This window comes from Klebsiella sp. CB_Kp196, from assembly GCF_040061575.1.
Taxonomy (GTDB): Bacteria; Pseudomonadota; Gammaproteobacteria; order Enterobacterales; family Enterobacteriaceae; genus Klebsiella; species Klebsiella michiganensis.
Map to the genome: position 1 here is coordinate 1 of NZ_JBEAFH010000070.1, position 24621 is coordinate 24621.

At 53.6% G+C, this 24621-nt stretch carries 25 protein-coding genes and 1 other annotated feature; of the genes, 11 read left to right on the plus strand and 14 right to left on the minus strand.

The annotated features are described in order from the left end of the window. Nucleotides 1-194: 194 nt before the first annotated feature. From clpB to rluD, 3 genes are all read right to left on the minus strand, one after another. Complete coding sequence (gene clpB, locus ABLU87_RS24725) at nucleotides 195-2768, minus strand: ATP-dependent chaperone ClpB (protein ID WP_014226431.1); 2574 nt, start codon at nucleotides 2766-2768, stop codon at nucleotides 195-197. Between the two features lie 127 nt (nucleotides 2769-2895). Continuing rightward, a complete protein-coding gene (gene yfiH, locus ABLU87_RS24730) occupies nucleotides 2896-3627 on the minus strand; it encodes a purine nucleoside phosphorylase YfiH (protein ID WP_085520165.1) in 732 nt (243 codons plus the stop codon). Next, on the minus strand, nucleotides 3624-4604 hold the full coding sequence (gene rluD / locus ABLU87_RS24735; RefSeq protein WP_004853302.1) for a 23S rRNA pseudouridine(1911/1915/1917) synthase RluD: 981 nt from the start codon (nucleotides 4602-4604) through the stop codon (nucleotides 3624-3626). Before rluD ends, yfiH begins: the two co-directional genes overlap by 4 nt. A 132-nt stretch (nucleotides 4605-4736) precedes the next feature. Here rluD and bamD point away from each other — a divergent pair, with 132 nt between their 5' ends. The 4 genes from bamD (at nucleotide 4737) to pheA (ending at nucleotide 7503) form a co-directional block, all read left to right on the plus strand. Beyond that, nucleotides 4737-5474 carry an outer membrane protein assembly factor BamD gene (gene bamD, locus ABLU87_RS24740; RefSeq protein WP_004853303.1) on the plus strand — a complete coding sequence of 246 codons (738 nt, stop codon included), beginning with the start codon at nucleotides 4737-4739 and terminating at the stop codon, nucleotides 5472-5474. A 271-nt stretch (nucleotides 5475-5745) separates the two neighbouring features. Beyond that, complete coding sequence (raiA, locus tag ABLU87_RS24745) at nucleotides 5746-6081, plus strand: ribosome-associated translation inhibitor RaiA (RefSeq protein ID WP_004104616.1); 336 nt, start codon at nucleotides 5746-5748, stop codon at nucleotides 6079-6081. 106 nt (nucleotides 6082-6187) lie between these two features. Further along, nucleotides 6188-6312 (plus strand) — a sequence feature (Phe leader region). After that, complete coding sequence (gene pheL, locus ABLU87_RS24750; RefSeq protein ID WP_101706155.1) at nucleotides 6189-6236, plus strand: pheA operon leader peptide PheL; 48 nt, start codon at nucleotides 6189-6191, stop codon at nucleotides 6234-6236. It overlaps the preceding feature by 48 nt. A gap of 30 nt (nucleotides 6313-6342) precedes the next feature. Further along, the gene (gene pheA, locus ABLU87_RS24755) at nucleotides 6343-7503 is read left to right on the plus strand and encodes a bifunctional chorismate mutase/prephenate dehydratase (RefSeq protein ID WP_004853306.1); all 1161 of its coding nucleotides are present in this window, start codon (nucleotides 6343-6345) and stop codon (nucleotides 7501-7503) included. Here the strand turns inward: pheA and ABLU87_RS24760 are convergent. The 3 genes from ABLU87_RS24760 to aroF form a co-directional block, all read right to left on the minus strand. Continuing rightward, nucleotides 7500-8372, minus strand: a complete 873-nt coding sequence (locus ABLU87_RS24760) for an SMP-30/gluconolactonase/LRE family protein (RefSeq protein ID WP_025107358.1) — start codon at nucleotides 8370-8372, stop codon at nucleotides 7500-7502. The genes pheA and ABLU87_RS24760 overlap by 4 nt on opposite strands. A gap of 68 nt (nucleotides 8373-8440) precedes the next feature. Next, entirely contained in the window at nucleotides 8441-9562 is a 1122-nt protein-coding gene (gene tyrA, locus ABLU87_RS24765; RefSeq protein ID WP_049070041.1) for a bifunctional chorismate mutase/prephenate dehydrogenase, read from the minus strand. Between the two features lie 9 nt (nucleotides 9563-9571). After that, entirely contained in the window at nucleotides 9572-10642 is a 1071-nt protein-coding gene (gene aroF / locus ABLU87_RS24770) for a 3-deoxy-7-phosphoheptulonate synthase AroF (RefSeq protein ID WP_014226435.1), read from the minus strand. Nucleotides 10643-10986: 344 nt separating this feature from the next. Here aroF and ABLU87_RS24775 point away from each other — a divergent pair, with 344 nt between their 5' ends. From ABLU87_RS24775 to ABLU87_RS24785, 3 genes are read left to right on the plus strand one after another with little or no spacing between them, the layout of a single operon-like run. After that, nucleotides 10987-11496 (plus strand): YfiR family protein, encoded by a 510-nt coding sequence (locus tag ABLU87_RS24775; protein WP_004853313.1) that lies wholly within the window; start codon nucleotides 10987-10989, stop codon nucleotides 11494-11496. Further along, nucleotides 11489-12712 (plus strand): diguanylate cyclase DgcN, encoded by a 1224-nt coding sequence (dgcN, locus tag ABLU87_RS24780; protein ID WP_014839238.1) that lies wholly within the window; start codon nucleotides 11489-11491, stop codon nucleotides 12710-12712. Before ABLU87_RS24775 ends, dgcN begins: the two co-directional genes overlap by 8 nt. Nucleotides 12713-12723: 11 nt before the next feature. Further along, nucleotides 12724-13206 carry an OmpA family protein gene (locus ABLU87_RS24785; RefSeq protein WP_014226437.1) on the plus strand — a complete coding sequence of 161 codons (483 nt, stop codon included), beginning with the start codon at nucleotides 12724-12726 and terminating at the stop codon, nucleotides 13204-13206. A gap of 4 nt (nucleotides 13207-13210) precedes the next feature. Here ABLU87_RS24785 and ABLU87_RS24790 read toward each other — a convergent pair whose 3' ends face one another. The 7 genes from ABLU87_RS24790 to ffh all read right to left on the minus strand — a co-directional run bounded on the left by ABLU87_RS24790 (nucleotide 13211) and on the right by ffh (nucleotide 18812). Next, nucleotides 13211-14581, minus strand: a complete 1371-nt coding sequence (locus ABLU87_RS24790; RefSeq protein WP_122117279.1) for a PepSY-associated TM helix domain-containing protein — start codon at nucleotides 14579-14581, stop codon at nucleotides 13211-13213. Between the two features lie 53 nt (nucleotides 14582-14634). Further along, on the minus strand, nucleotides 14635-15072 hold the full coding sequence (locus ABLU87_RS24795; protein WP_049080042.1) for a DUF2946 domain-containing protein: 438 nt from the start codon (nucleotides 15070-15072) through the stop codon (nucleotides 14635-14637). A 120-nt stretch (nucleotides 15073-15192) separates the two neighbouring features. Beyond that, nucleotides 15193-15540, minus strand: coding sequence for a 50S ribosomal protein L19 (rplS, locus tag ABLU87_RS24800; RefSeq protein ID WP_004104634.1), 348 nt, complete (start codon nucleotides 15538-15540; stop codon nucleotides 15193-15195). Between the two features lie 39 nt (nucleotides 15541-15579). After that, the gene (trmD, locus tag ABLU87_RS24805) at nucleotides 15580-16347 is read right to left on the minus strand and encodes a tRNA (guanosine(37)-N1)-methyltransferase TrmD (RefSeq protein ID WP_004104636.1); all 768 of its coding nucleotides are present in this window, start codon (nucleotides 16345-16347) and stop codon (nucleotides 15580-15582) included. 45 nt (nucleotides 16348-16392) lie between these two features. Beyond that, nucleotides 16393-16941, minus strand: a complete 549-nt coding sequence (gene rimM / locus ABLU87_RS24810; protein WP_014226441.1) for a ribosome maturation factor RimM — start codon at nucleotides 16939-16941, stop codon at nucleotides 16393-16395. An 18-nt stretch (nucleotides 16942-16959) separates the two neighbouring features. Then, nucleotides 16960-17208, minus strand: a complete 249-nt coding sequence (rpsP, locus tag ABLU87_RS24815; protein WP_004123777.1) for a 30S ribosomal protein S16 — start codon at nucleotides 17206-17208, stop codon at nucleotides 16960-16962. Nucleotides 17209-17444: 236 nt separating this feature from the next. Next, entirely contained in the window at nucleotides 17445-18812 is a 1368-nt protein-coding gene (gene ffh, locus ABLU87_RS24820) for a signal recognition particle protein (RefSeq protein WP_004123779.1), read from the minus strand. Between the two features lie 164 nt (nucleotides 18813-18976). On the opposite strand from ffh, the gene ABLU87_RS24825 reads away from it, so the two are divergent. After that, nucleotides 18977-19768: an inner membrane protein YpjD gene (locus ABLU87_RS24825; protein ID WP_004853326.1), complete on the plus strand. Its 792-nt coding sequence runs from the start codon at nucleotides 18977-18979 to the stop codon at nucleotides 19766-19768. An 18-nt stretch (nucleotides 19769-19786) separates the two neighbouring features. Further along, on the plus strand, nucleotides 19787-21076 hold the full coding sequence (locus ABLU87_RS24830; RefSeq protein ID WP_014839241.1) for an HlyC/CorC family transporter: 1290 nt from the start codon (nucleotides 19787-19789) through the stop codon (nucleotides 21074-21076). Between the two features lie 64 nt (nucleotides 21077-21140). Here the strand turns inward: ABLU87_RS24830 and grpE are convergent, their stop codons facing one another. Continuing rightward, nucleotides 21141-21731, minus strand: a complete 591-nt coding sequence (gene grpE / locus ABLU87_RS24835) for a nucleotide exchange factor GrpE (RefSeq protein ID WP_004853330.1) — start codon at nucleotides 21729-21731, stop codon at nucleotides 21141-21143. 125 nt (nucleotides 21732-21856) lie between these two features. Between grpE and nadK the strand changes: the two genes are divergently transcribed. Further along, nucleotides 21857-22735, plus strand: coding sequence for an NAD(+) kinase (gene nadK, locus ABLU87_RS24840; protein ID WP_004123797.1), 879 nt, complete (start codon nucleotides 21857-21859; stop codon nucleotides 22733-22735). A gap of 86 nt (nucleotides 22736-22821) precedes the next feature. Beyond that, entirely contained in the window at nucleotides 22822-24483 is a 1662-nt protein-coding gene (gene recN, locus ABLU87_RS24845) for a DNA repair protein RecN (RefSeq protein ID WP_049070037.1), read from the plus strand. The last annotated feature ends 138 nt before the right edge of the window (nucleotides 24484-24621 follow it).

A 24621-nucleotide genomic window follows, 5' to 3' on the forward strand; every position in this document is an offset into this window, starting at 1 on the left:
ACCCGGCGGGCTGTAAGCCGTTGTTCCGTGTCAGTGGAGGCGCATTATAGGGAGTAATTCTGAAGTGGCAAGAGGAATTTCAAAAAAAAACTCCACCCGCTTATTTTTCAACCAAAGCAGCAGCTGAGAGTACATTATCGCCTGGTTTTTAAACAAAAACGAGCCCGGCGGGCCCGTTTTTGCTGTTTTGTGATTTACTGCACTGCCACTATCCGGTCGTTTTTCACAACCAGCTGCACTTCTTTACCCGGTATCAGCTCACCAGAGAGAATCTGCTGCGCCAGCGGGTTTTCGATCTGCTGCTGGATAGCACGTTTCAGAGGACGTGCGCCATAAACCGGATCGTAACCGTTTTCGCTCAGCAGCTTCAGTGCCTCATCAGAGAGGTGAACTTCATAGCCGCGTTCCTCAAGTCGTTTATACAACCGCTGCAGCTGAATCTGCGCAATAGAAGCAATGTGTTTTTCACCTAACGGGTGGAATACCACCACTTCATCAATACGGTTGATAAACTCCGGCCGGAAGCTTTGGCTAACCACGCCCAGAACCAGCTCTTTCATGTGGCTATAGTCCAGGGCACCAAAACGTTCCTGAATGAGATCCGAACCGAGGTTAGAGGTCATGATGACGACCGTATTGCGGAAGTCGACCGTTCTCCCCTGCCCGTCAGTCAAACGTCCATCGTCCAGTACCTGCAGCAGAATGTTAAAGACATCCGGATGAGCTTTTTCCACTTCATCCAGCAGGATGACGGAATAAGGACGACGGCGGACCGCTTCAGTGAGATAGCCGCCTTCTTCATAACCGACGTATCCCGGAGGCGCCCCAACCAGACGTGAAACGGAGTGTTTCTCCATAAACTCTGACATGTCGATACGTACCATCGCATCGTCGCTATCAAACATAAAGTTGGCCAGCGCTTTACAGAGTTCTGTTTTACCTACACCGGTAGGGCCCAGGAACAGGAACGAGCCGATTGGACGATTAGGATCGGATAATCCGGCACGGCTACGGCGGATCGCATTCGATACCGCTTCAACCGCTTCATTCTGACCAATGACGCGACTATGCAGCTCCTGCTCCATACGCAGCAGCTTCTCACGCTCGCCTTCCAGCATTCTGGCCACCGGGATACCCGTCCAGCGAGCCAGCACTTCCGCGATTTCCGCATCCGTGACTTTATTACGCAACAGACGCATCGTCTTGCCTTCGGATTGCGTTGCCGCCGCCAGCTGTTTTTCCAGCTCCGGGATTTTGCCGTACTGCAGCTCGGACATCCGCGCCAGATCGCCGACGCGACGCGCCTGCTCAATAGCGATTTTCGCCTGTTCCAGCTCAGCCTTAATCGTCTGGGTTCCGGAGAGCGATGCTTTTTCAGCCTTCCACTCTTCTTCTAAGACTGAATATTGACGTTCTTTATCGGCCAGCTCCTCATTCAGCATATCCAGCCGCTTAATACTGGCTTCATCAGACTCTTTCTTCAGCGCCTGCTGTTCCAGCTTGAGCTGAATGATGCGACGGTCGAGTCTGTCCAGCTCTTCCGGTTTTGAGTCAATCTGCATCCGAATGCTGGATGCGGCTTCATCGATCAGGTCGATAGCTTTATCCGGCAGCTGTCGGTCGGCGATATAGCGATGAGACAGCGTGGCTGCCGCAACAATCGCCGGGTCGGTGATCTGCACGTGGTGGTGCAGTTCATAACGTTCTTTCAGACCACGCAAAATCGCAATGGTATCTTCAACGGTCGGCTCCGCCACGAATACTTTCTGGAAACGACGTTCCAGCGCGGCGTCTTTCTCAATGTACTGGCGATATTCATCCAGCGTCGTAGCGCCCACGCAGTGCAGCTCACCGCGCGCCAGCGCCGGTTTCAGCATGTTACCGGCGTCCATTGCGCCGTCCGCTTTACCCGCGCCCACCATGGTGTGCAGTTCATCGATAAACAGGATGACGTTGCCTTCCTGCTTGGCGAGATCATTCAGAACGCCTTTTAAGCGCTCTTCAAACTCACCGCGGTATTTGGCACCCGCCACCAGCGCGCCCATATCGAGCGCCAGCACCCGGCGCCCCTTCAGCCCTTCCGGCACTTCACCGTTGACGATCCGCTGCGCCAGTCCTTCAACAATGGCCGTTTTACCTACACCGGGTTCACCAATCAGCACCGGGTTGTTTTTGGTACGGCGCTGCAGAACCTGAATCGTACGACGAATTTCTTCATCGCGGCCAATCACCGGGTCAAGCTTGCCCTGCTCGGCACGTTCGGTCAGATCGACGGTAAATTTTTTCAAGGCCTGACGTTGGTCTTCGGCTCCCTGATCGTTCACGCTTTCACCTCCGCGCATTTGTTCGATCGCCTGACTCACGTTGGCGGTTGTGGCCCCGGCGGATTTTAAAAGGTCGGTCAGCGTGCCGCGTGATTCAAGCGCTGCCAGAACGAACAGCTCTGACGAAATAAAGTTGTCCTTTCTCTTTTGCGCCAGCTTGTCGCAAAGGTTCAGGATACGCACTAAATCCTGGGACGGTTGAACATCGCCGCCGGTACCTTCCACCTGCGGCAATCGGCTCAACGCCTGTTCAATATTGGTGCGCAACTCTCCGGCATTGATGCCCGCCGAAGTTAATAAAGGACGTATCGATCCCCCTTCCTGATTCAGCAAGGCGCTCATAAGATGAAGAGGTTCGATGAATTGGTTGTCGTGCCCGAGTGCAAGGGACTGGGCATCGGCAAGAGCAAGCTGGAATTTATTGGTAAGACGATCCAGACGCATAACTCCTCCCATAACAGGTCAAATTTGCTACTGGAGATTAAATGAGGTCATCCCTCAATTATTCAAGGTTAAAGACCTGAACTATGCAAAAATAAGTTTGCCTTCTGGATCGTCTTAGTTCGGGAGGTTATATCAGCCAGATGAAACTTGCCATACGACCCGTCGTCTTGTCGCGACGATAAGAGAAAAAATCATCTTTTTCGCTGAGGGTACAGCGGTCACCGCCAAAAATCTGCTCAACGCCAACGCTCGCCAGCCGCTGACGCGCAAGCTGATAGATATCAGCAAAATACTTTTCACCTGCAGGACGAAATGCGCGCTCCGCCTGAGTATCTTTTGCCATAAAGGCCTCACGCACCTCCGGACCAACCTCAAACGCGTCCGGCCCAATGGCGGGCCCAAGCCAGGCCATGATGTTTTCCGGTTTATCGGCAAAACAGGCCACGGTTTCTTCCAGCACGCCTTCACAAAGGCCCCGCCAGCCGGCATGAGCAGCCGCAACTTCCGTTCCCGCGCGGTTGCAAAAGAGCACCGGCAGGCAATCAGCGGTCATCACCGCGCATACCGTACCCGGCACATTGCAGTATGAAGCATCAGCGCGCTTTGACTGGTACGGCCCGCCGTCGAGCTTTAACACTGCCGTACCGTGAACCTGCTCCAGCCACACCGGGTATGACGGAAGACCGCCAGCGGCGAACATGCGCCGACGGTTCTCTTCTACGTGCTGCAGATTGTCTCCGCAATGGGCTCCGAGGTTAAGTGAATCGTATGGCGACAAACTCACCCCACCAGCGCGCGTGGAACTACAGGCTGCCACGCCTTCCGGCATTGGCCATTGCGGTACAATCAGTTTAGTCATAGCCAGTCAATATCGTCTTTATGGGTTTCAAAGTCAGCGCGCATGGCATCAATCAAATCAACCATATCCTGTGGAATTGGCGCATGCCATTCCATCTCAATGCCGCTGATCGGATGGTATAAACGCAGCATGGTGGCATGCAGGGCCTGGCGATCGAACTTACGCAGAGCGGTGATGAACTCTTCCGATGCGCCTTTAGGCGGACGCGGGCGCCCGCCATAGACCTGATCGCCCACCAGCGGGTGAGTGATGTGCGCCATGTGTACGCGAATCTGATGCGTACGGCCGGTCTCCAGGCGCAAACGCAGACGAGTATGAATGCGAAAATGCTCCATGATCCGATAGTGCGTCACCGCCGGTTTTCCCATAGGATGTACCGCCATATGCGTACGCTTGGTCGGGTGGCGGCTAATCGGTTCTTCCACCGTTCCGCCAGCGGTCATGTGACCAATCGCCACCGCTTCATACTCGCGGGTGATTTCGCGCAGCTGCAGGGATTCCACCAGGCGGGTTTGCGCCGGAATGGTCTTCGCGACCACCATCAAGCCGGTGGTGTCTTTATCAAGACGGTGCACGATCCCCGCACGCGGCACGTCAGCAATGGCCGGATAGTAGTGCAACAGCGCATTCAGCACAGTACCGTCAGGGTTGCCCGCGCCAGGGTGCACAACTAAATCGCGCGGTTTATTAATTACGAGGATGTCATCATCTTCATAAACGATATTGAGCGGAATATCCTGTGGTTGGAAACGGACTTCTTCTTCGATTTCAACATCGATAGCAATCGTTTCTCCCCCCAGCACTTTCTCTTTCGGCTTGTCGCTGACGCTGCCGTTTACCAGCACTCTCTGGTCAAGGATCCATTCTTTTATGCGCGAACGCGAATAATCCGGGAACAATTCGGCCAAAGCCTGATCTAAGCGTTGTCCGAGTTGATTTTCGGACACCGTTGCGTTGAGTTGTACTCGTTGTGCCATATACAGCTTCTTCGTTTTAACGTTGGGTTTTACGGCTTTGCCGTTTAATATAGTGTGCTATTGTAGCTGGTCTTAATCGGGAGCAGGAACAGAGATTCTCCCGCATAAACATTTTGAGGAAGTCAAAACGTCATGACGCGCATGAAATACCTGGTGGCAGCAGCCACACTGAGCCTGGCTTTGGTGGGTTGCTCTGGCTCAAAGGAGGAGGTGCCCGATAATCCGCCGAATGAGATCTACGCGACCGCTCAGCAAAAGCTGCAGGACGGTAACTGGAAACAGGCAATAACGCAACTGGAAGCGTTGGATAACCGTTATCCCTTTGGTCCTTATTCCCAACAGGTACAGTTGGATCTGATTTATGCGTACTACAAAAACGCCGATCTGCCGTTGGCTCAGGCAGCTATCGATCGCTTTGTGCGCCTGAACCCTACCCATCCTAACATTGATTACGTCATTTATATGCGTGGTCTGACAAATATGGCGTTGGATGACAGTGCGCTGCAGGGCTTCTTCGGTGTCGATCGTTCTGACCGCGATCCACAACACGCGCGCGATGCCTTTAACGACTTCTCCAAACTGGTTCGTGGCTATCCTAACAGCCAGTACGCTACTGACGCCTACAAGCGTATGGTGTTCCTGAAAGATCGTCTGGCGAAGTACGAGCTGTCGGTCGTGGATTACTATACCGATCGTGGCGCATGGGTTGCGGTCGTTAACCGCGTAGACGGCATGCTGCGTAACTATCCGGATACGCAGGCCACCCGCGACGCGCTTCCGAAAATGGAAAACGCCTACCGTCAGATGCAGATGAACGCGCAGGCGGACAAGGTTGCGAAAATCATCGCGGCTAACAGCAAGAACACCTGATAGCCCTTAGATAAGCAAAACGGCAGCCGAGTGGCTGCCGTTTTTTTATTCGTTAAATCGTTAAGCTGAAGCGGTTTAGCGCCGAGTTAACTCATCAAATATGGCTCTCTTTCTTCCATTCCACAAGTAAAATCTCACCTGTTCCTGTCCTGTCTCACAAAACAGATTTGTTGACAAAAAGTGACAATAAAATGTGATTTAAATCACGCATTTTGACATTGGGCGAGGTATGCTGAGTTTACCAAGACGGGAAAGACAAGAGGTAAAATTTATGACAATGAACATTACCAGTAAACAAATGGAAATTACTCCGGCAATCCGCCAGCACGTCGCAGACCGTCTCGCCAAACTGGATAAATGGCAAACCCACTTAATTAACCCGCACATCATCCTCTCTAAGGAGCCGCAGGGTTTTGTCGCTGACGCAACCATCAATACGCCAAACGGGCACCTGGTCGCCAGCGCACGGCACGAAGACATGTATGCCGCAATTAACGAATTGATCAACAAGCTGGAACGGCAGCTCAATAAAGTGCAACACAAAGGGGAAGCCCGCCGCGCCGCAACGTCGGTGAAAGAGGCAGGCTTTGTGGAAGAAGAAGAGTAATCCTTAACTTAAGCTTGTGTCATGCCACGCGCCTTCGGGCGCGTTTTTTATTGACAGAGTGAAAACAGTACAGGTACTGTAATCCCCACTAACTCAAGGAATTCATCGTGAAACTGATCCCGTTTTTCTTCGCATTCTTTTTTACCTTCCCCTGAATGGGAGGCAATTCGTCGTGTGATAAAGAATGCGAAGACGAACAACAAGGCCTCCCAAACGGGAGGCCTTTTTTATTGATAATCAATAACAAGAAAGGCAACACATATGACCGAGGAAAACCCATTACTGGCCCTACGCGATAAGATCAGCGCTCTGGATGAGAAACTGCTTGCGCTGCTGGCTGAGCGCCGCGGCCTGGCCGTCGAGGTCGGCAAAGCCAAGCTGGCATCGCACCGGCCGGTGCGGGATATCGACCGCGAGCGGGACCTGCTGGAACGCCTGATGACGCTGGGGAAAAAACACCATCTTGATGCCCATTACATCACGCGCCTGTTCCAGCTGATCATTGAAGACTCGGTCCTTACCCAACAAACGCTGCTGCAACAGCACCTGAATAAAATTAATCCGCACTCCGCGCGGGTGGCATTCCTCGGACCTAAAGGTTCATATTCGCACCTTGCGGCTCGTCAGTATGCCGCCCGCCACTTTGAACAGTTTATCGAAAGCGGCTGCGCGAAGTTCGCCGATATCTTTGAGCAAGTGGAGACCGGCCAGGCTGACTATGCCGTCGTTCCTATTGAAAATACCAGTTCCGGCGGCATCAATGATGTTTACGATCTTCTGCAGCACACCAGCTTATCCATCGTGGGCGAGCTGACGCTGCCTATCGATCACTGCGTGCTGGTCTCAACGTCCACCGATGCGCAACAGATTACGACGGTCTACAGCCATCCGCAGCCGTTTCAGCAGTGCAGCCAGTATCTGAGCCGCTATCCGCACTGGAACATTGAATATACCGACAGCACCTCCTCAGCGATGGAAAAAGTCGCTCAGGCTAAATCGCCGACCGTTGCCGCCCTGGGCAGCGAAGCAGGCGGAGCGCTGCACGGTTTGCAGGTCCTGGAACATTGTCAGGCGAACCAGACGCAAAACATCACCCGCTTCCTGGTTCTGGCGCGTAAAGCGGTGGAAGTCTCCGATCAGGTCCCCGCGAAAACCACGCTGTTGATGGCCACCGGCCAGCAAGCCGGGGCCCTGGTTGAAGCGCTGCTGGTGCTGCGAAACCATAATCTGATCATGACCAAGCTGGAATCACGCCCCATTCACGGTAATCCGTGGGAAGAGATGTTTTATCTGGATATCCAGGCCAACCTGGAATCACTGCCAATGCGCAAGGCATTAAAAGAGCTGGCCGAGATAACGCGTTCAATGAAAGTGCTGGGCTGCTATGCCAGCGAAAACGTGGTACCGGTCGACCCGGTTTAACGTTCGATAAACGGCAATTTCTTCATCCCTGCCACGGCAACTGGCAGGGTGAAGATCGCGCCGGAAAGCGGATATTTCGCCACTTCGTCGGCATCCATATTCTCCCGCGTGGTGGTAATGTAGAGCGTCTTCATATCCGCTCCGCCAAAACAGACCATCGTCGGGCAACGCACCGGTAGACGATGCTCCTCCAGCTGCTCGCCCGTCGGCGAGAAGCGCGCAATACGCCAGCCGTCAAACATCGCGCTCCAGTAGCAACCTTCAGCATCGATGGCCGCGCCGTCTGGAATCCCCTCTCCCGGCTGAAAGCGCAGGAAGACCTCACGTTTACCCGCCTCGCCCCGCTCATCGAGAGGTGTTCGATAGATAACGGCATTTGGCGTATCCGAGGTATACATCCAACGTTTGTCTTCGCTAAACGCCAGACCGTTAGCGCCGTGAATATCGCACTGGATAACCTGCGGGGAGAGATCGTTATCGATGCGCACTAAGAGCGCGCCATTAAAATCTCCCGGCCCCCAGAAAGTCCCGGCATAAAAGCGGCCGTCACGATCGGTTCCACCATCATTAAAGCGCGCTAATTGCGGGTTGCTGGGGTTATCGCAGACTTTGCGCTGTAGAAGACCATGCGCATCAGTGAGCCAGATACCGCTGCGTAAAGCGACGATAAAACCGCCCTTCTCGCGCAGGGCAAAACAGCCGGGCTCCTCGGGAAATTGCAGAACCTGATGTTCACCCGTCTGCACGTCGTAGCGATGAATCTCGCATTCCATAATATCGGCCCAGTACAATGCCTGTTCGGCTTCGCTCCAGGTCGGACATTCCGGTAAATGCCCGGTGTAATCAAACAGCGGTTGTGGTTCAGCCATCGTTTTCATCCCTATAAAAAAAGCCAGCGGGTCACCCCTCTGGCTTTATTGTATACGTGTTTGACGACTTACTGCCGATTATCATTTGCCTGGCGCAGCAACGTCCGGCTTTCGCTCTGGAAGCGCTGGGCATAGTCACCGAACCAGTGCTCAACCTTACGGAAGCTATCGATGAACGCCTGTTTATCCCCCTGCTCCAGCAGGCCGATAGCTTCACCGAAGCGCTGGTAGTATCGCTTAATCAGCGCCAGATTATTTTCCGAGGACATAATAATGTCAGCATAGAGCTGCGGATCCTGGGCAAACAGCCGGCCAACCATCGCCAGTTCCAGACGATAAATAGGCGACGACAGCGCCAGAAGTTGCTCAAGACGCACGTTCTCTTCGGCCAGGTGCAGGCCGTAAGCGAAGGTCGCAAAGTGGCGCAACGCCTGAATAAAGGCCATATTCTGATCGTGCTCGACGGCGCTGATACGATGGAGCCGCGCGCCCCAGACCTGAATTTGCTCCAGGAACCACTGATACGCTTCGGGCTGACGGCCATCGCAGTACACCACCACCTGCTTCGCCAGGCTGCCGCTGTCCGGCCCAAACATGGGGTGTAACCCCAATACCGGACCTTTATGCGCGGCCAGCATCGCCTGCAGCGGTTCCGCTTTCACCGAGGCCAAATCGACCAGGATGCAGTCCGCCGGCAGCGCTGGCAGCTGAGCAATCGTTGCCGCCGTGATATGAATCGGCACGCTGACGATAACCATACCGGCATCGGCGACAATCTCTTCCGCCCGCGACCAGTCGTCTTTTTCAAGGATACGAACCCGATATCCGGAAAGCGTCAGCATTTTCTCAAACAGACGCCCCATTTGCCCGCCGCCGCCAACAATCACCACCGGACGCAGGTTCGGATAAAGCGTTTTAAAACCTTTATCGTTTTCGCTGGAATAAGACTCCCGCATGACGCGACGCAAAACATCTTCGATAAGATCCGGCGGGACCCCAAGCGCAGCAGCCTCCTCGCGCCGGGACGCCAGCATCGCCGATTCACGTTCAGGAACGTAAATGGGCAGGCCGTATTGGCTTTTAACCTCTCCGACTTCCGCTACCAGCTCCAGGCGCTTAGCCAGCAGTTCCAGTAGCGCCTTATCGACTTCATCAATTTGATCGCGTAACGCGGTCAGTTCAGCAACCATATCATCCTCTTACGCCAGACGAGCCGCCAGATGGCCTCGCAGATCCTTATCAAGTTCGCGGAGCAGCGCATCGGTGGTTTCCCAACTAATGCAGGCATCGGTCACTGAGACGCCGTATTTCATATCGCAACGCGGCTGCTCAGAGGACTGGTTACCTTCGTGGATATTGCTCTCAATCATCAGACCAATAATGGAACGGTTACCATCTTTAATCTGCGCGACCACGGATTCCGCAACCGCAGGCTGACGGCGGTAGTCTTTATTAGAATTCCCATGGCTGCAATCTACCATCAGCGATGGCTTCAGTCCCGCCTGAGTCATCTCTTTTTCACACTTCGCAACATCTTCCGGGCCGTAGTTTGGCGCTTTCCCGCCGCGTAGAATGACGTGACCATTCGGGTTGCCCTGCGTTTGCAGCAGGCACACCTGTCCGGCCTGGTTGATGCCGACGAAACGGTGCGGCATCGCGGCAGCGCGCATTGCGTTAATTGCCGTGGCAAGGCTACCATCGGTGCCGTTTTTAAACCCTACCGGCATCGACAGGCCAGAAGCCATCTCACGGTGAGTCTGGGATTCGGTCGTACGCGCGCCGATAGCAGACCAGCTAAACAGATCGCCGAGATACTGAGGACTGTTTGGATCCAACGCTTCCGTCGCCAACGGTAGCCCCATATTGACCAGTTCAACCAGCAGACGGCGCGCAATCTTCAGACCGCCTTCCACATCAAACGAGCCATCCATATGCGGATCGTTAATCAGCCCTTTCCAGCCAACGGTGGTGCGGGGTTTTTCAAAATAGACGCGCATGACCAGATAGAGGCTATCGCTGACCTCTTCGGCAAGGGCTTTAAAACGACGAGCGTACTCAATGGCGGTTTCAGGATCGTGGATCGAACACGGGCCACATACCACCAGCAGACGCGGATCGCGGCCGGCGATGATGTTGGAGATGGTCTGGCGAGACTGCGCGATCTGCGCCTCCTGCTCAACGCTCAGAGGGAATTCAGCCTTCAACTGATCCGGAGTGATCAAAACCTGTTCGTCGGTAATGTGTACGTTGTTCAGCGCGTCTTTTTGCATGATTGCGATCCTGTATAGCTCGTTTGCGATAGTTATTGCCTCAGCGAGGATGACGTAACGATACCACACAAAGTAAAGATTTCAATCCATATTCCGTAAATTTTACTTTACACATAGAAATTAAATCGCGCTGTATTTCATTCAATGCGTATCAAATTATTTACAGTGAGTCATTAAACGCCAGTTTTTCCCTGCTTCCACGAATTTCTTTTACGAAAAATCCTGGTAAGAATTATCTCAAAGCGGCGAGGCTGGCTAATGACGATTTTCCTCAACAATGCTATTCTTCGCCCGGGTTTCAGCAATCTGCATCCCCCACGCTATGACAATCTGACGGAACCGTAATGACTGTTCTTCACCGTCTCTTTTTGACTTTAGTACTATCACTCGTGGGTATCTCTGCTGTTGCCTCCGGACCGTCTGAAAATGTTCGGACAATCGTTTCGGGGATCGTGACTTATACTCGCTGGCCGCAATTATCCGGTCCTCCAAGGCTCTGTATTTTTTCAACATCACGATATATCCATAGCCTGGCCGAAGACGCTCCGGAAATATTGCCTTATAAACCCGTGATTGTTCGTAATACACAAGAAGCCTTACAGACGACCTGCGATGGTTTTTATTTTGGCAGTGAATCGCCGACCCAACAGTCTGAATTTACGGCCAAATATGGAAACCGGCCCCTATTACTTATTGCGGAACAAAACACCGATTGCTCTATTGGCAGCGCTTTTTGCCTGCTCATCAACAATGAGAGAGTCAGATTTTCCGTAAATCTGGATGTACTGACGCACAGCGGCGTTCGGGTTAATCCCGAGGTGCTGATGCTTGCCCGGAAAACATCACATGAATAAGGATTTTTCTCAGGCCCCGCGCCCCACATTTAAAAGAGCGCTGCGCCGTATCAGCATGATAAGCGTGGTGATCTCTATGACACTGGTCTGGCTGTTACTCTGCACCGCTTCCATATTTACACTCAAGCAATACGCCCAAAAAAACCTGGAACTTACCGCCGCCACCATGGGCCGTAGCCTGGAAGCAGCGCTCGTTTTTGGCGATAGCGCAGCGGCTGAAGACACGCTGGCCACGCTGGGCAGACAGGGGCAATTTTCTCAAGCAATTCTGGTCGATGGCCGGCAAAGACCCTTCGCCTCATGGCATAACGATGGTCTGGTCAGTCAGGATAAAATCAGCGACGTCATCAGCAAATGGCTCTTCCCGAAACCCACGGTGCAAACTATCCTGCACCAGGGAAAAATTATCGGTGAACTCCGTCTGACCGCGCTGGACAGATTGATAAGCTATTTTCTTGGTATCTCTATTATTGTGCTCACCGGCAGCATTTTTCTGGCTTCCTGCATCGCCTTGCTCCTTACCCACTCGCTGCATCGCGGCATTGTGGCAGCGTTACAGAGCATTACCGAGGTGGTACATGACATCCGCGAAAATCGCCATTTCTCCCGCCGGGTGCCCGAAGAGCGCATTGAAGAATTCCACCTGTTCGCCCAGGACTTCAATAGCCTGCTGGGTGAAATGGAGGACTGGCAGCGGCAGCTTCAGGCTAAAAACGCCCAGCTCCTGCGCAGTTCATTACACGACCCGCTAACCGGGCTGGCTAACAGAGCGGCTTTCCGGAATGTCATTAATGATCTGATGAAGGATGAAACCGCCCAAAGTCATTCTGCGCTGTTATTTCTTGATGGCGATAACTTCAAGCTTATTAACGACAACTGGGGCCACGCAGCCGGCGATAAAGTGTTAATTGAGGTCGCGAGCCGCCTGATGGCCTTTGTCGGTAAACAGCATCAGGCATGGCGTCTCGGCGGCGATGAATTTGCCGTTCTGCTACGGGATGTTCATTCAGAAACCGAAGTTCGGGCACTGTGCAGCGCGTTGTCCGAACAGTTTATCCCACCGTTTAATCTACACAATGGCCACACCGCCAGCCTGTCACTGAGCATTGGTTACGCTTTAACCTGGGAACATACCTCAGCGGAAAATCTGCAAGAGCTTGCCGATCAAAATATGTATCGGATGAAACACCAGCGCTTACAGCAAACGCAAAAATAAAAGGAATCACCATGATCGGAAAATATTTTGCTCCTGCTTTACTGGCCGCACTTTTTCTTAGCGGCTGCCAGGCTCCGCAAGGAAAATTCTCGGCAGAACAAATTGCAGCAATGAAGTCATATGGCTTTACTGAAACCAACGGCGACTGGTTATTAGGAATATCTGATACCATCCTGTTTGATAAAAACGACTATCATCTGCGTGCCGAAAGCAAACAGCAAATTCGCACAATGGCTTCACGTCTGGCGAGTACCGGTATTACCCATAGTCGCCTTGAAGGTCATACTGATAATTACGGCGAAGACAGCTACAACGAAATGCTATCGCTTAAGCGGGCTAACAGCGTGGCGGATGCCTGGGCCGAAGGGGCGAATATTCCGCGCGCAAACTTGACCACTCGCGGACTCGGGAAAAAGTATCCTATAGCCAGCAACGATACCGCGAAAGGGCGCGCTGAAAACCGCCGCGTCACGGTGGTTATCAGCACGCCTTAAACACCTATTCGACTGGTTTAGCCGCTATCACCGCCGTTGCTGAGCGCCAGCGCAGATAATCAACGGCGAGACATAGCGCGAGGCTGCTTCCTATGAGCGGCAGCGCCAGGCCCAACAACACCGCAATAACGGCAGTCAGCAGACGAGCAGGCCACACTAAGCCAAACCACGCCTGTATCAACGTATTGGCCGGGTTAAACGCCGCGCGCGCCGGGCGACGGATCCACCACAGCCGGTACCCCACCGCTATCATCACGCAGAGTGCGGTTCCGAACGCGATAAGCAGTAGCTGGTTAGCAAGACCGAACAAAATTCCCATATGGAAATCAACGCCCCAGCGGGTCAGCTTAGCCATGAGCGGAAAGTCGGAAAAATGAGTGCGGTCCACGATTTGCATCGTTGCACCATCGATCGCGACAGCATCAACCCGGGTTGGCCAGCTTCTGTCGATTTCATTTACCGTCCACGCGCGCCCGGCACCCGACGGCGGTCGAATCTCCAGCTTGCCGGCATCCAGCCCCGCCGCGCGGGCAGCCAGCAGAACCGGGTCAAAATCCTCTACGCGCAACTGCGCCGTCATCTCCCCCATCGCTCCATGTCCCACATGATGTTCGGCATGCGGATCGTAAGCGGCCGGAGCGGCACTTTCCAGCCGGGTATTCACCTGCGGCGTCAGCCAGCCAAAGGCGGCACGCATCCTATCGACGTGACTACCTGCCCATTGCGACCAGGTTAAACCGGTCGCCGAGAATAACAACATACCGACCAGCAGCACCCAGCCGAGAGAAACGTGCAGGCGACGGTTATTCTGCACGCTGTTATTTATGCGACGACGCGGCCGGGTCATCGACCACAGCGCGATCCCGCCCAGAGCGGCAACCCACATCCAGGAGGCTGCCAGCTCGCTGTACAGTCGACCGAAGTTACCCAGCAGCAAAGAGCGATGGGCATAATCAATCCACTGACGCAGCGGCAAAATACCGCTGGTGCCATAAACCGGCATATCGCCTGTCACCCGTAGCGTCACCGGATCGACAAAAATTGCCCGCGTTTCCGACTCGCCAAGGGTCGGGTCAATAAACATCACTCGGGTCGTATCGCCAGCCACTATCCCCGGTCGAACCGCATGCAGGCGGAGGTTTCCCTGAATGGCCTCCGTCGCTACGGTAATTTGCGCGCTTAGCGGCTGTTTTTCCCCAGTCAACGTACCGTACAGAGCATCACGATAGAGCCAGTTTTCCAGCTGAGGGGTGGCGACATATAGCGTACCGGTCAGGGCCGCCACAAAAATAAACGGCCCGATAAACAATCCGATATAGAAATGAAGACGACGCAGCAGGTTCAGCCATGCCGCGCGCGAGGTGCAGGTAGTCATACTTTTCCTTTTTTAAAGCAAAAGAGAACGTTGCGCAGTGCGCACATTATTTTTTATGTAAGGGAGAAAGCAGACGGGCGCGGTGGCGCGCGGGTGTGGGGATAAAGCCAGGTAAAGTCATGCCAGCGTTTCCTCTCCGGGCGGGAAACCGGGGCTCGCTGGCGTCGAAGCATCAGGCTGAGCAGCAGCACCAGCGCGAAAATCAGGCCCGGAACATGAGCTAACAGTACGCAGTAGCCACAGGCTTCAGCATGATCGAGCGGCACGCTGTGCGCGTGTTCCGGCATCGAGGCATCGGTATGCGTCATGGACATCTGATGTGATGGCATACCTTCCGGCATCCCCATCATTGCGTGGTGCATGCCATTCATCGGATCTTTTTGCAGGGAGATGGAGATCAACGGCGCCACCACGATCAGCAGGATCGCAAACAGCGCCAGCCATACGGCCCGCCGTTGTAATGCTGAGTGATGAAAAATATTGCTGACCACCGTCCCTCCCCATGAGGGACGTATTGTAAATGATTCGCAATGGAATGGTTAAAATAAAGATAAAAAAAGGGCCGGCCCATCAGGCCAGCCCTCTCATTCAGGATGTCGCGAAAGCGAATCTTAGTTAAGACGCTCTTTGATACGAGCAGACTTACCGGTACGCTCACGCAGGTAGTACAGTTTAGCTTTACGCACAGCACCACGACGTTTGACAGAAATGCTGTCAACTACCGGAGAGTGAGTCTGGAAGACACGCTCAACGCCTTCGCCGTTGGAAATTTTGCGAACAGTGAATGCAGAGTGCAGACCGCGGTTACGAATAGCGATAACCACGCCCTCGAATGCCTGCAGACGTTTTTTGGAACCTTCAACAACCCATACTTTCACTTCCACGGTATCACCCGGACGGAAGGAAGGTACGTCCTGCTTCATCTGTTCTTGTTCAAGTTGCTTAATAATGTTGCTCATAATTTAATCTCTTATCCTGGGTAAACTGATATTGGGGGCTTACGCCATCCCATCATGTTTATGTTGCTGTTGCGCGAGTTCCTTTTTGAACTCTGCCAGCAACCTTGCTTGCTCTTCAGTCAGAGCCAGGTTTTCCAAAAGTTCAGGTCTTCTAAGCCAGGTACGGCCCAGCGACTGCTTCAGACGCCAGCGACGTATCTCAGCATGGTTTCCCGACAGCAATACCGGCGGTACTTCCATACCTTCTAACACTTCAGGACGCGTATAGTGCGGGCAATCCAGCAATCCCTCAGCAAACGAATCTTCGATTGCTGAAGCTTCATGACCCAGCACCCCCGGAATAAACCGGGAAACGGAGTCAATCAGCGTCATTGCCGGTAGCTCACCACCGCTGAGAACGTAATCGCCAATTGACCATTCTTCATCAATCTCGGTCTGAATTACGCGCTCATCTACGCCTTCATAGCGACCGCACACCAAAATCAGCTTCTGATTTGTTGCCAGTTCGCTGACGCCCGCTTGATCAAGCTTGCGTCCCTGAGGTGAAAGATAAATCACCTTTGCGCCTTCACCTGCCGCGGCTTTTGCTGCATGAATGGCATCCCGTAAAGGTTGCACCATCATTAACATCCCCGGTCCGCCGCCGTAAGGACGATCGTCCACGGTACGGTGCCGGTCATGAGCGAAATCGCGAGGACTCCAGCTCTGGATGCTCAGCAGGCCATTTTTTACTGCCCGGCCAGTTACCCCGTAATCGGTAATTGCGCGGAACATTTCAGGAAACAGGCTAACGATACCTATAAACACAAGCCAATCCCCATAGTGCCGTTTTTTACCGTTTATTCGGAGAATTTAAAAACCAGGATCCCAGTCTACTTCGATGGTACGAGTAGCGAGATCGACTTTCTTGATAACCTGCCCATCGAGGAACGGAACCAGCCGCTCCTTGATACCAAATGCATCTTTCAGGTTTGCCTTGATGACGAGAACGTCATTAGACCCGGTTTCCATCATGTCGATGACTTTGCCGAGGCTATAGCCTTCCGTGGTCACTACCTGGCAGCCCATCAGGTCTTTCCAGTAGTAGTCACCCTCTTCAAGCGCAGGCAGCTGCGATGAATCCACGACAATTTCGCAATTAGTCAACAGATTCGCTGCATCGCGATCGTCAATGCCTTTCAGCTTAATGACGATATCCTGATTGTGGTGGCGCCAGCTTTCCAGCTCAACAACCTGCCACTGACCCGCCTTCTGGATAAACCAGGGCTGATAGTCAAAAATGCTTTCGGCGTCTTCGGTGGAGGAAAACACTCTGAGCCAACCACGGATACCGTAGGAAGAACCCATCTTGCCCAATACAATCGGTTCAACAGGTGCTTGTGCGGTGTGTTGCTTGCTCATCATGACCACCGTGACAGATTAAGCTGCTTTGTTAGCGGCTTTGATCAGCGCAGCTACGCGATCGGAAACAGTAGCGCCCAGGCCAACCCAGTGAGCGATACGATCCAGATCCAGACGAGTTCCTTCTTCGGTCGCAGAAGCGATCGGGTTGAAGAAACCAACGCGCTCAATGAAGCGACCGTTGCGTGCATTACGGCTGTCGGTAACAACAACCTGGTAGAACGGACGCTTTTTCGCGCCGTGACGTGCTAAACGAATAGTAACCATAACATCCTCTTGTGTGAATAAAACACCGGGCCCCATCGAGGAACGGAGCCCGGTGTCATATTAAAAGCCCGAAAATTTTACTGATTTCTGGGGAAATTGCAATCAGCAGTTATAAACTCTGCTGTGGAAGGGCGACTCCGGTACCCTTAAATTGGGTACCGGAGCATAAGTCATAGCCAGAATGCGCCAACCATGTGTCAGAAAAGAAGCGCGCCCCGGCAGAAATGGCGACCAGCCTATCGGCCTCCAGGGAACCCTGGCGGCATCATTCCTTTCATTCCGCGCATCATCTTCATCATGCCGCCTTTCGACTTCATCTTCTTCATCATGCGCTGCATATCGTCAAACTGCTTGAGCAGACGGTTCACATCCTGCACCTGCATTCCGCAGCCTGCGGCGATGCGGCGTTTGCGCGAACCTTTAATAATTTCCGGTTTAGCGCGCTCTTTCAGCGTCATCGAGTTGATGATGGCTTCCATACGCACCAGAACTTTATCATCCATCTGCGATTTAACGTTGTCCGGTATCTGCCCCATGCCCGGCAGCTTGCCCATCAGGCTGGCCATACCGCCCATGTTTTTCATCTGCCGCAGCTGTTCAAGGAAATCGGTCAGGTCAAAACCGTCGCCTTTTTTCAGCTTAGAGGCCAGCTTTTCAGCCTGCGCGCGGTCGACCTTACTTTCGATATCTTCGATCAACGACAGGACGTCGCCCATGCCGAGAATACGGGAAGCGATACGATCCGGATGGAACGGCTCCAGCGCTTCGGTTTTCTCGCCAACGCCGAGGAACTTAATCGGCTTGCCGGTGATATGACGAATCGACAGCGCCGCACCGCCGCGGGCGTCGCCGTCCACTTTGGTCAGCACGACCCCGGTCAGCGGCAGGGCTTCGTTAAAGGCCTTCGCCGTGTTCGCCGCATCCTGGCCGGTCATCGCATCGACAACAAACAGGGTTTCTACTGGATTGAGAGACGCATGGACCTGCTTAATCTCATCCATCATCGCTTCATCAACGTGCAGACGACCGGCGGTATCCACCAGCAGCACATCGTAGAATTTGAGCTTCGCTTCTTTCAGCGCGGCATTAACGATATCAACCGGCTTCTGACCCACGTCAGACGGGAAGAAATCAACGCTAACCTGCTCGGCCAGCGTTTCCAGCTGTTTGATCGCCGCAGGGCGATAGACGTCAGCGGAAACGACAAGGACTTTCTTCTTGTGCTTTTCACGCAGGAATTTACCCAGCTTAGCGACGCTGGTGGTTTTACCCGCCCCCTGCAAACCGGCCATCAGCACCACGGCTGGCGGCTGCGCCGCTAAATCCAGCGCCTGGTTCTCTTCGCCCATCGCGGCAACCAGTTCGTTGCGCACGATTTTGACGAACTCCTGGCCCGGGGTCAGGCTTTTGTTGACTTCATGACCTACCGCGCTTTCTTTTACGCGGTTGATGAAATCACGTACCACAGGCAGAGCAACGTCCGCCTCCAGCAGCGCCATACGCACTTCGCGCAGGGTATCTTTAATATTGTCTTCAGTAAGGCGTCCGCGGCCGCTAATGTTGCGCAGCGTACGCGACAAACGATCGGTTAAATTATCAAACATTGTCTCTCGCCTGAGGTGGAAACGGTCGGTCGCCGCAGCGACACAAAAACGGAATGGGCGCAGTATAACACGACATAAACGCGAATGTGCTGCAACGGTTGGAGCCAGAGTCGCGTGACGCTATACTGCTTCTCTTTACTATTTAGTCAACAGTCGACACCCCTATGCCTGTTTTTGCTCTACTCGCCCTTGTCGCCTACTCCATCAGCCTCGCGCTGATCGTCCCTGGCCTGCTGCAAAAAAACAGCAGCTGGCGGCGGATGGCGATTCTTTCCGCAACTATTGCGTTGATTTGTCACGCCTTCGCGCTGGAGTCACGCATTTTTCCCGGCGGCGAAAGCGGGCAAAATCTCAGTCTATTAAACGTGGGATCGCTGGTCAGCCTGATGATCTGTACGGTGATGACCATCGTCGCCTCGCGTAATCGCGGCTGGCTATTGCTACCCATTGTCTACACCTTCGCCTTAATCAACCTCGCGTTCGCTACCTTTATGCCGAACGAGTACATCACGCATCTGGAAACCACGCCGGGGATGCTGGTCCATATCGGCCTGTCGCTCTTCTCTTATGCTACGCTGATTATCGCTGCGCTTTACGCGCTGCAGCTGGCGTGGATTGACTATCAGCTGAAGAATAAAAAGTTGACCTTCAGTAGCGAAATGCCGCCGCTGATGAGCATTGAACGTAAAATGTTTCATATCACCCAGATAGGCGTGGTTCTGTTAACCCTGACGCTGTGTACCGGGCTGTTTTACATGCACAACCTATTTAGTGCGGAAAACATTGATAAAGCAGTGCTGTCTATCGTTGCGTGGTTCGTTTATATCGTCCTGCTTTGGGGCCACTATCATGAAGGGTGGCGCGGACGCCGGGTCGTCTGGTTTAACGTGACTGGCGCGGGGCTGTTGACGCTGGCCTACTTTGGTAGCCGCGTATTGCAACAGTTCATGAGCTAAGTCTTTAAGGAATCCCAAGTGGAACATATCTCCACCACCACGCTGATCGTGACGCTGATCGTCATGGTGGTCATCTCCGCCTATTTCTCCGGTTCTGAAACCGGCATGATGACGCTGAACCGCTATCGCCTGCGTCATATGGCCAAGCAGGGCAATCGTCAGGCAAAACGTGTCGAAAAGCTGCTGCGCAAACCTGACCGTCTCATTAGTCTGGTCCTCATTGGCAATAACCTCGTCAACATTCTTGCCTCGGCGCTGGGCACCATTGTCGGTATGCGCCTGTACGGGGATGCCGGCGTCGCCATTGCCACCGGCGTCCTGACGTTTGTGGTGCTGGTGTTTGCCGAAGTGCTGCCAAAAACCATTGCCGCGCTCTATCCGGAAAAGGTCGCCTATCCCAGCAGCCTCCTGCTCGCGCCGCTGCAAATCCTGATGATGCCGCTGGTGTGGTTGCTCAACACCATTACCCGCATTCTGATGCGCATGATGGGTATAAAAACCGACATCGTCGTGAGCGGGGCCTTAAGCAAAGATGAACTGCGCACTATCGTTAATGAATCGCGCTCGCAAATCTCCCGCCGCAATCAGGACATGCTGCTCTCCGTTCTGGACCTCGAGAAAGTCAGCGTTGACGACATCATGGTCCCGCGCAACGATATTGTCGGTATCAATATTAACGATGACTGGAAATCCATTGTCCGCCAGCTGACCCACTCTCCGCACGGACGCATTGTGCTGTACCGCGACACGCTGGACGATGCCATCAGCATGCTGCGGGTTCGCGAAGCTTATCGCCTGATGACGGAGAAAAAAGAGTTCACGAAAGAAGTCATGCTGCGCGCCGCCGATGAAATTTACTTCGTGCCGGAAGGTACGCCGCTCAGTACGCAACTGGTGAAATTCCAGCGCAATAAGAAGAAAGTGGGCCTGGTTGTTGATGAATATGGAGACATTCAGGGTCTGGTCACGGTTGAGGATATCCTCGAAGAGATCGTTGGCGATTTTACGACGTCAATGTCGCCTACGCTTGCTGAAGAGGTGACGCCGCTTAACGACGGTTCAGTGATTATCGACGGTACCGCCAACGTACGTGAAATCAACAAGGCTTTTAACTGGCATCTGCCGGAAGATGAAGCGCGAACCATTAACGGTATTATCCTGGAAGCACTTGAAGAGATCCCCGCCCCGGGCACCCGCGTACGCATCGAACAGTATGATATCGATATTCTTGATGTTCAGGAGAATATGATTAAAAGGGTGAAAGTGATGCCGGTAAAACCCATTCGCGAAAGCGTGGCCGAGTCATAACAACCCTGGGACCTGGCTGAGGGGAATAGAAAAACGGCTACCTCGCGGTAGCCGTTTCGCTTATTTACTTCGCTTTCGCCACGGTGACCATCGCCGCGCGAATAGTACGGCCGTTCAGGGTATAACCCTTTTGCATCACGCCCAGAACGTTACCTGCCGCAACGTCTTCAGACTCAACCATCGCAATGGCCTGATGTACGTTCGGATCCAGCGGCACGTTAGTATCGCCAATCACTTCTACGCCGAACTTGCGCACCACGTCGAGCATGGACTTCAGCGTCAGTTCGATGCCTTCAACCATCGGCGCCATATCCGGGTTAGCTTTATCAGCGACTTCCAGCGCGCGATCCAGGCTGTCGATGACCGGCAGCAACTCGTTAACGAACTTCTCCAGCGCAAACTTATGCGCTTTTTCGATATCCAGCTCGGTGCGGCGGCGCAGGTTATCTTCATCGGCTTTCGCACGCAGCAATACTTCACGTTCGCGCTTCTGCGCTTCAGCAAGCTGAGCTTCCAGATTCGCAATTTTTTCATCGCGCGGATCCACCTGCTCAGCCGAAACCTCAGGCTCTACCGCCTCAACGTCGTCGTGCTGCTCCGTGATAATTTCTTCCGGGGCTTGCCCCTCAGGCGTTTTCTGTTCTTTACTACTCATGAATTTCTCCGCGTTTTTTTTCGCATTCATCTCGCTAACTTCGCTTATTATGGGGATCAGTTTCCTGGTTTCAAGGGAACGCAGCCAGATTGTCACTATTCATTTAACGCAAGGACATCCAGATCATGAAGAACCACTTCAAGTGTATAGGCATTGTGGGACACCCTCGTCACCCAACCGCGCTGACCACACATGAAATGCTCTGGCGCTGGCTGTCCGGCAAAGGTTATGAAGTGCTGGTTGAGCAGCAAATTGCTCATGAACTGCAGCTCAGCAATGTGAAGACCGGGACGCTGGCGGAAATCGGCCAGCAGGCAGACCTGGCCGTCGTGGTGGGCGGTGATGGCAATATGCTCGGCGCAGCGCGGACGCTGGCCCGCTACGACATTAACGTTATTGGGATTAACCGCGGTAACCTCGGTTTTCTGACCGACCTCGACCCGGATAACGCGCTACAGCAGCTCGCCGATGTCCTCGAAGGCCACTATATCGCCGAAAAACGCTTCCTGCTGGAAGCGCAGGTATGTCAGCAGGATTGCCAGAAGCGCATCAGCACGGCGATTAACGAAGTCGTCCTGCACCCTGGCAAAGTGGCGCATATGATCGAGTTTGAAGTCTACATTGATGAGGTGTTTGCTTTCTCTCAGCGCTCCGATGGCCTGATTATCTCCACGCCAACCGGCTCCACGGCTTATTCCCTCTCCGCCGGCGGGCCGATCCTCACGCCTTCGCTGGATGCTATCACACTGGTCCCCATGTTCCCGCATACGCTGTCGGCACGCCCGCTGGTGATCAACGGTGACAGCACGATTCGCCTGCGCTTTTCTCAACGCTGTAGCGACCTCGAGATTAGCTGCGATAGCCAGATAGCGCTGCCGATTCAGGATGGTGAAGATGTGCTGATCCGCCGCTGTGACTATCACCTCAATCTCATTCATCCAAAAGATTACAGCTATTTCAATACATTAAGCACCAAGCTTGGCTGGTCGAAAAAATTGTTCTGATTTTATAGCCAGCCCCTTTACTGGATAAAAAACCATATTATACTGTACGAAAACACAGTAATGGTTTTTCATACAGGAAGGCAGCTATGTTGGCACAACTCACTATCAGTCATTTTGCTATCGTTCGTGAGCTGGAAATCGATTTTCACAGCGGGATGACCGCCATTACCGGCGAGACCGGCGCCGGTAAATCGATCGCTATCGACGCGCTGGGGCTGTGCCTCGGTGGTCGGGCGGAAGCCGACATGGTGCGCAGAGGCGCCAGCCGGGCTGATTTGTGCGCCCGTTTCTCCCTGAAGGACACGCCTGCCGCGCAGCGCTGGCTGGAACAGAACCAACTTGAAAGCGGGCGTGAGTGTTTACTTCGTCGCGTCATCAGCGCAGACGGCCGTTCTCGCGGGTTTATTAACGGTACGGCAGTCCCTTTATCCCAGCTTCGTGAGCTCGGTCAGCTGCTAATCCAGATCCACGGCCAACATGCCCACCAGTTACTGACTAAACCCGAACACCAGAAAACGCTGCTTGATGGCTATACCGGTGAGTATGCGCTTACTCAGCTTATGGCAGAGCGCTATCGTCAGTGGCATAAAAGCTGTCGCGATCTGGCGCAGCATCAGCAGCAAAGCCAGGAGCGCGCAGCGCGTGCGGACCTGCTGCAATATCAGTTAAAAGAGCTAAACGAGTTCAACCCGCTGTCGGGCGAATTTGAGCAAATTGATGAAGAGTACAAACGCCTTGCTAACAGCGGTCAGCTGCTGACCACCTGCCAGCATGCGCTGACGGTGCTGGCAGACGGCGAAGAATCCAACCTGCAAAGCCAACTCTACGCCGCGAAGCAGCTGGTCAGCGAGCTAGTTGGTATGGACAGTAAGCTCTCCGGAGTACTCGATATGCTCGAAGAAGCGTCTATTCAGCTTAGCGAAGCCACGGACGAACTGCGCCATTATCATGACCGCCTCGATCTCGATCCGAACCGCCTGTTTGAGCTGGAACAGCGTATCTCCCGGCAAATTGCCCTCGCGCGGAAGCATCAAATTACGCCCGAAGAGCTTCCTGACCTTTACCAGTCACTGCTGGAAGAACAGCGTATGCTGGATGATAGCGCGGGTTCTCTGGAATCACTCAGCCAGAGGGTTGTGGAGCATCATCAGCTGGCGCTGGATACGGCGAAGCAGCTGCATGCCTTACGCCAAAATAGCGCCGATGAGCTGACTCAGCTCATTACGGAGAGTATGCACTCACTTTCGATGCCGCATGGGGTGTTCTCCATTGATGTCGCGTTTGATGAGCGCCATCTTACGGCTGAAGGCGCAGACCATATCGAATTCCGCGTCACCACTAACCCGGGTCAACCGCTGCAGCCGATTGCTAAAGTTGCCTCCGGCGGCGAGCTGTCTCGTATTGCGCTGGCGATTCAGGTCATCACCGCGCGTAAGATGGAAACTCCGGCGCTGATTTTCGATGAAGTGGACGTCGGCATCAGCGGCCCTACGGCGGCGGTCGTCGGTAAGCTGCTGCGTCAATTGGGTGAATCAACCCAGGTGATGTGCGTTACCCACTTACCGCAGGTTGCCGGTTGCGGACATCACCATTTCTTCGTCTGCAAGGAAACCGACGGTGAAATGACCGAGACGCATATGCACCCTCTGGATAAACGCGCTCGTTTGCAGGAACTGGCCCGACTGCTGGGCGGTAGTGAAGTCACTCGTAACACCCTGGCAAACGCGAAAGAGTTGCTCGCCGCGTAAACTTTTTGATTTTCACAGAGTCATAGTGAACAGCAAATTGCCGACAGACCTGCAGCCGAAGGTTCCCAACCGGGCAAAGGTCTATTATCATCGGCATATTACAGATGAGCCACGTACTGCTCGGGCCCAAAAAGGAAT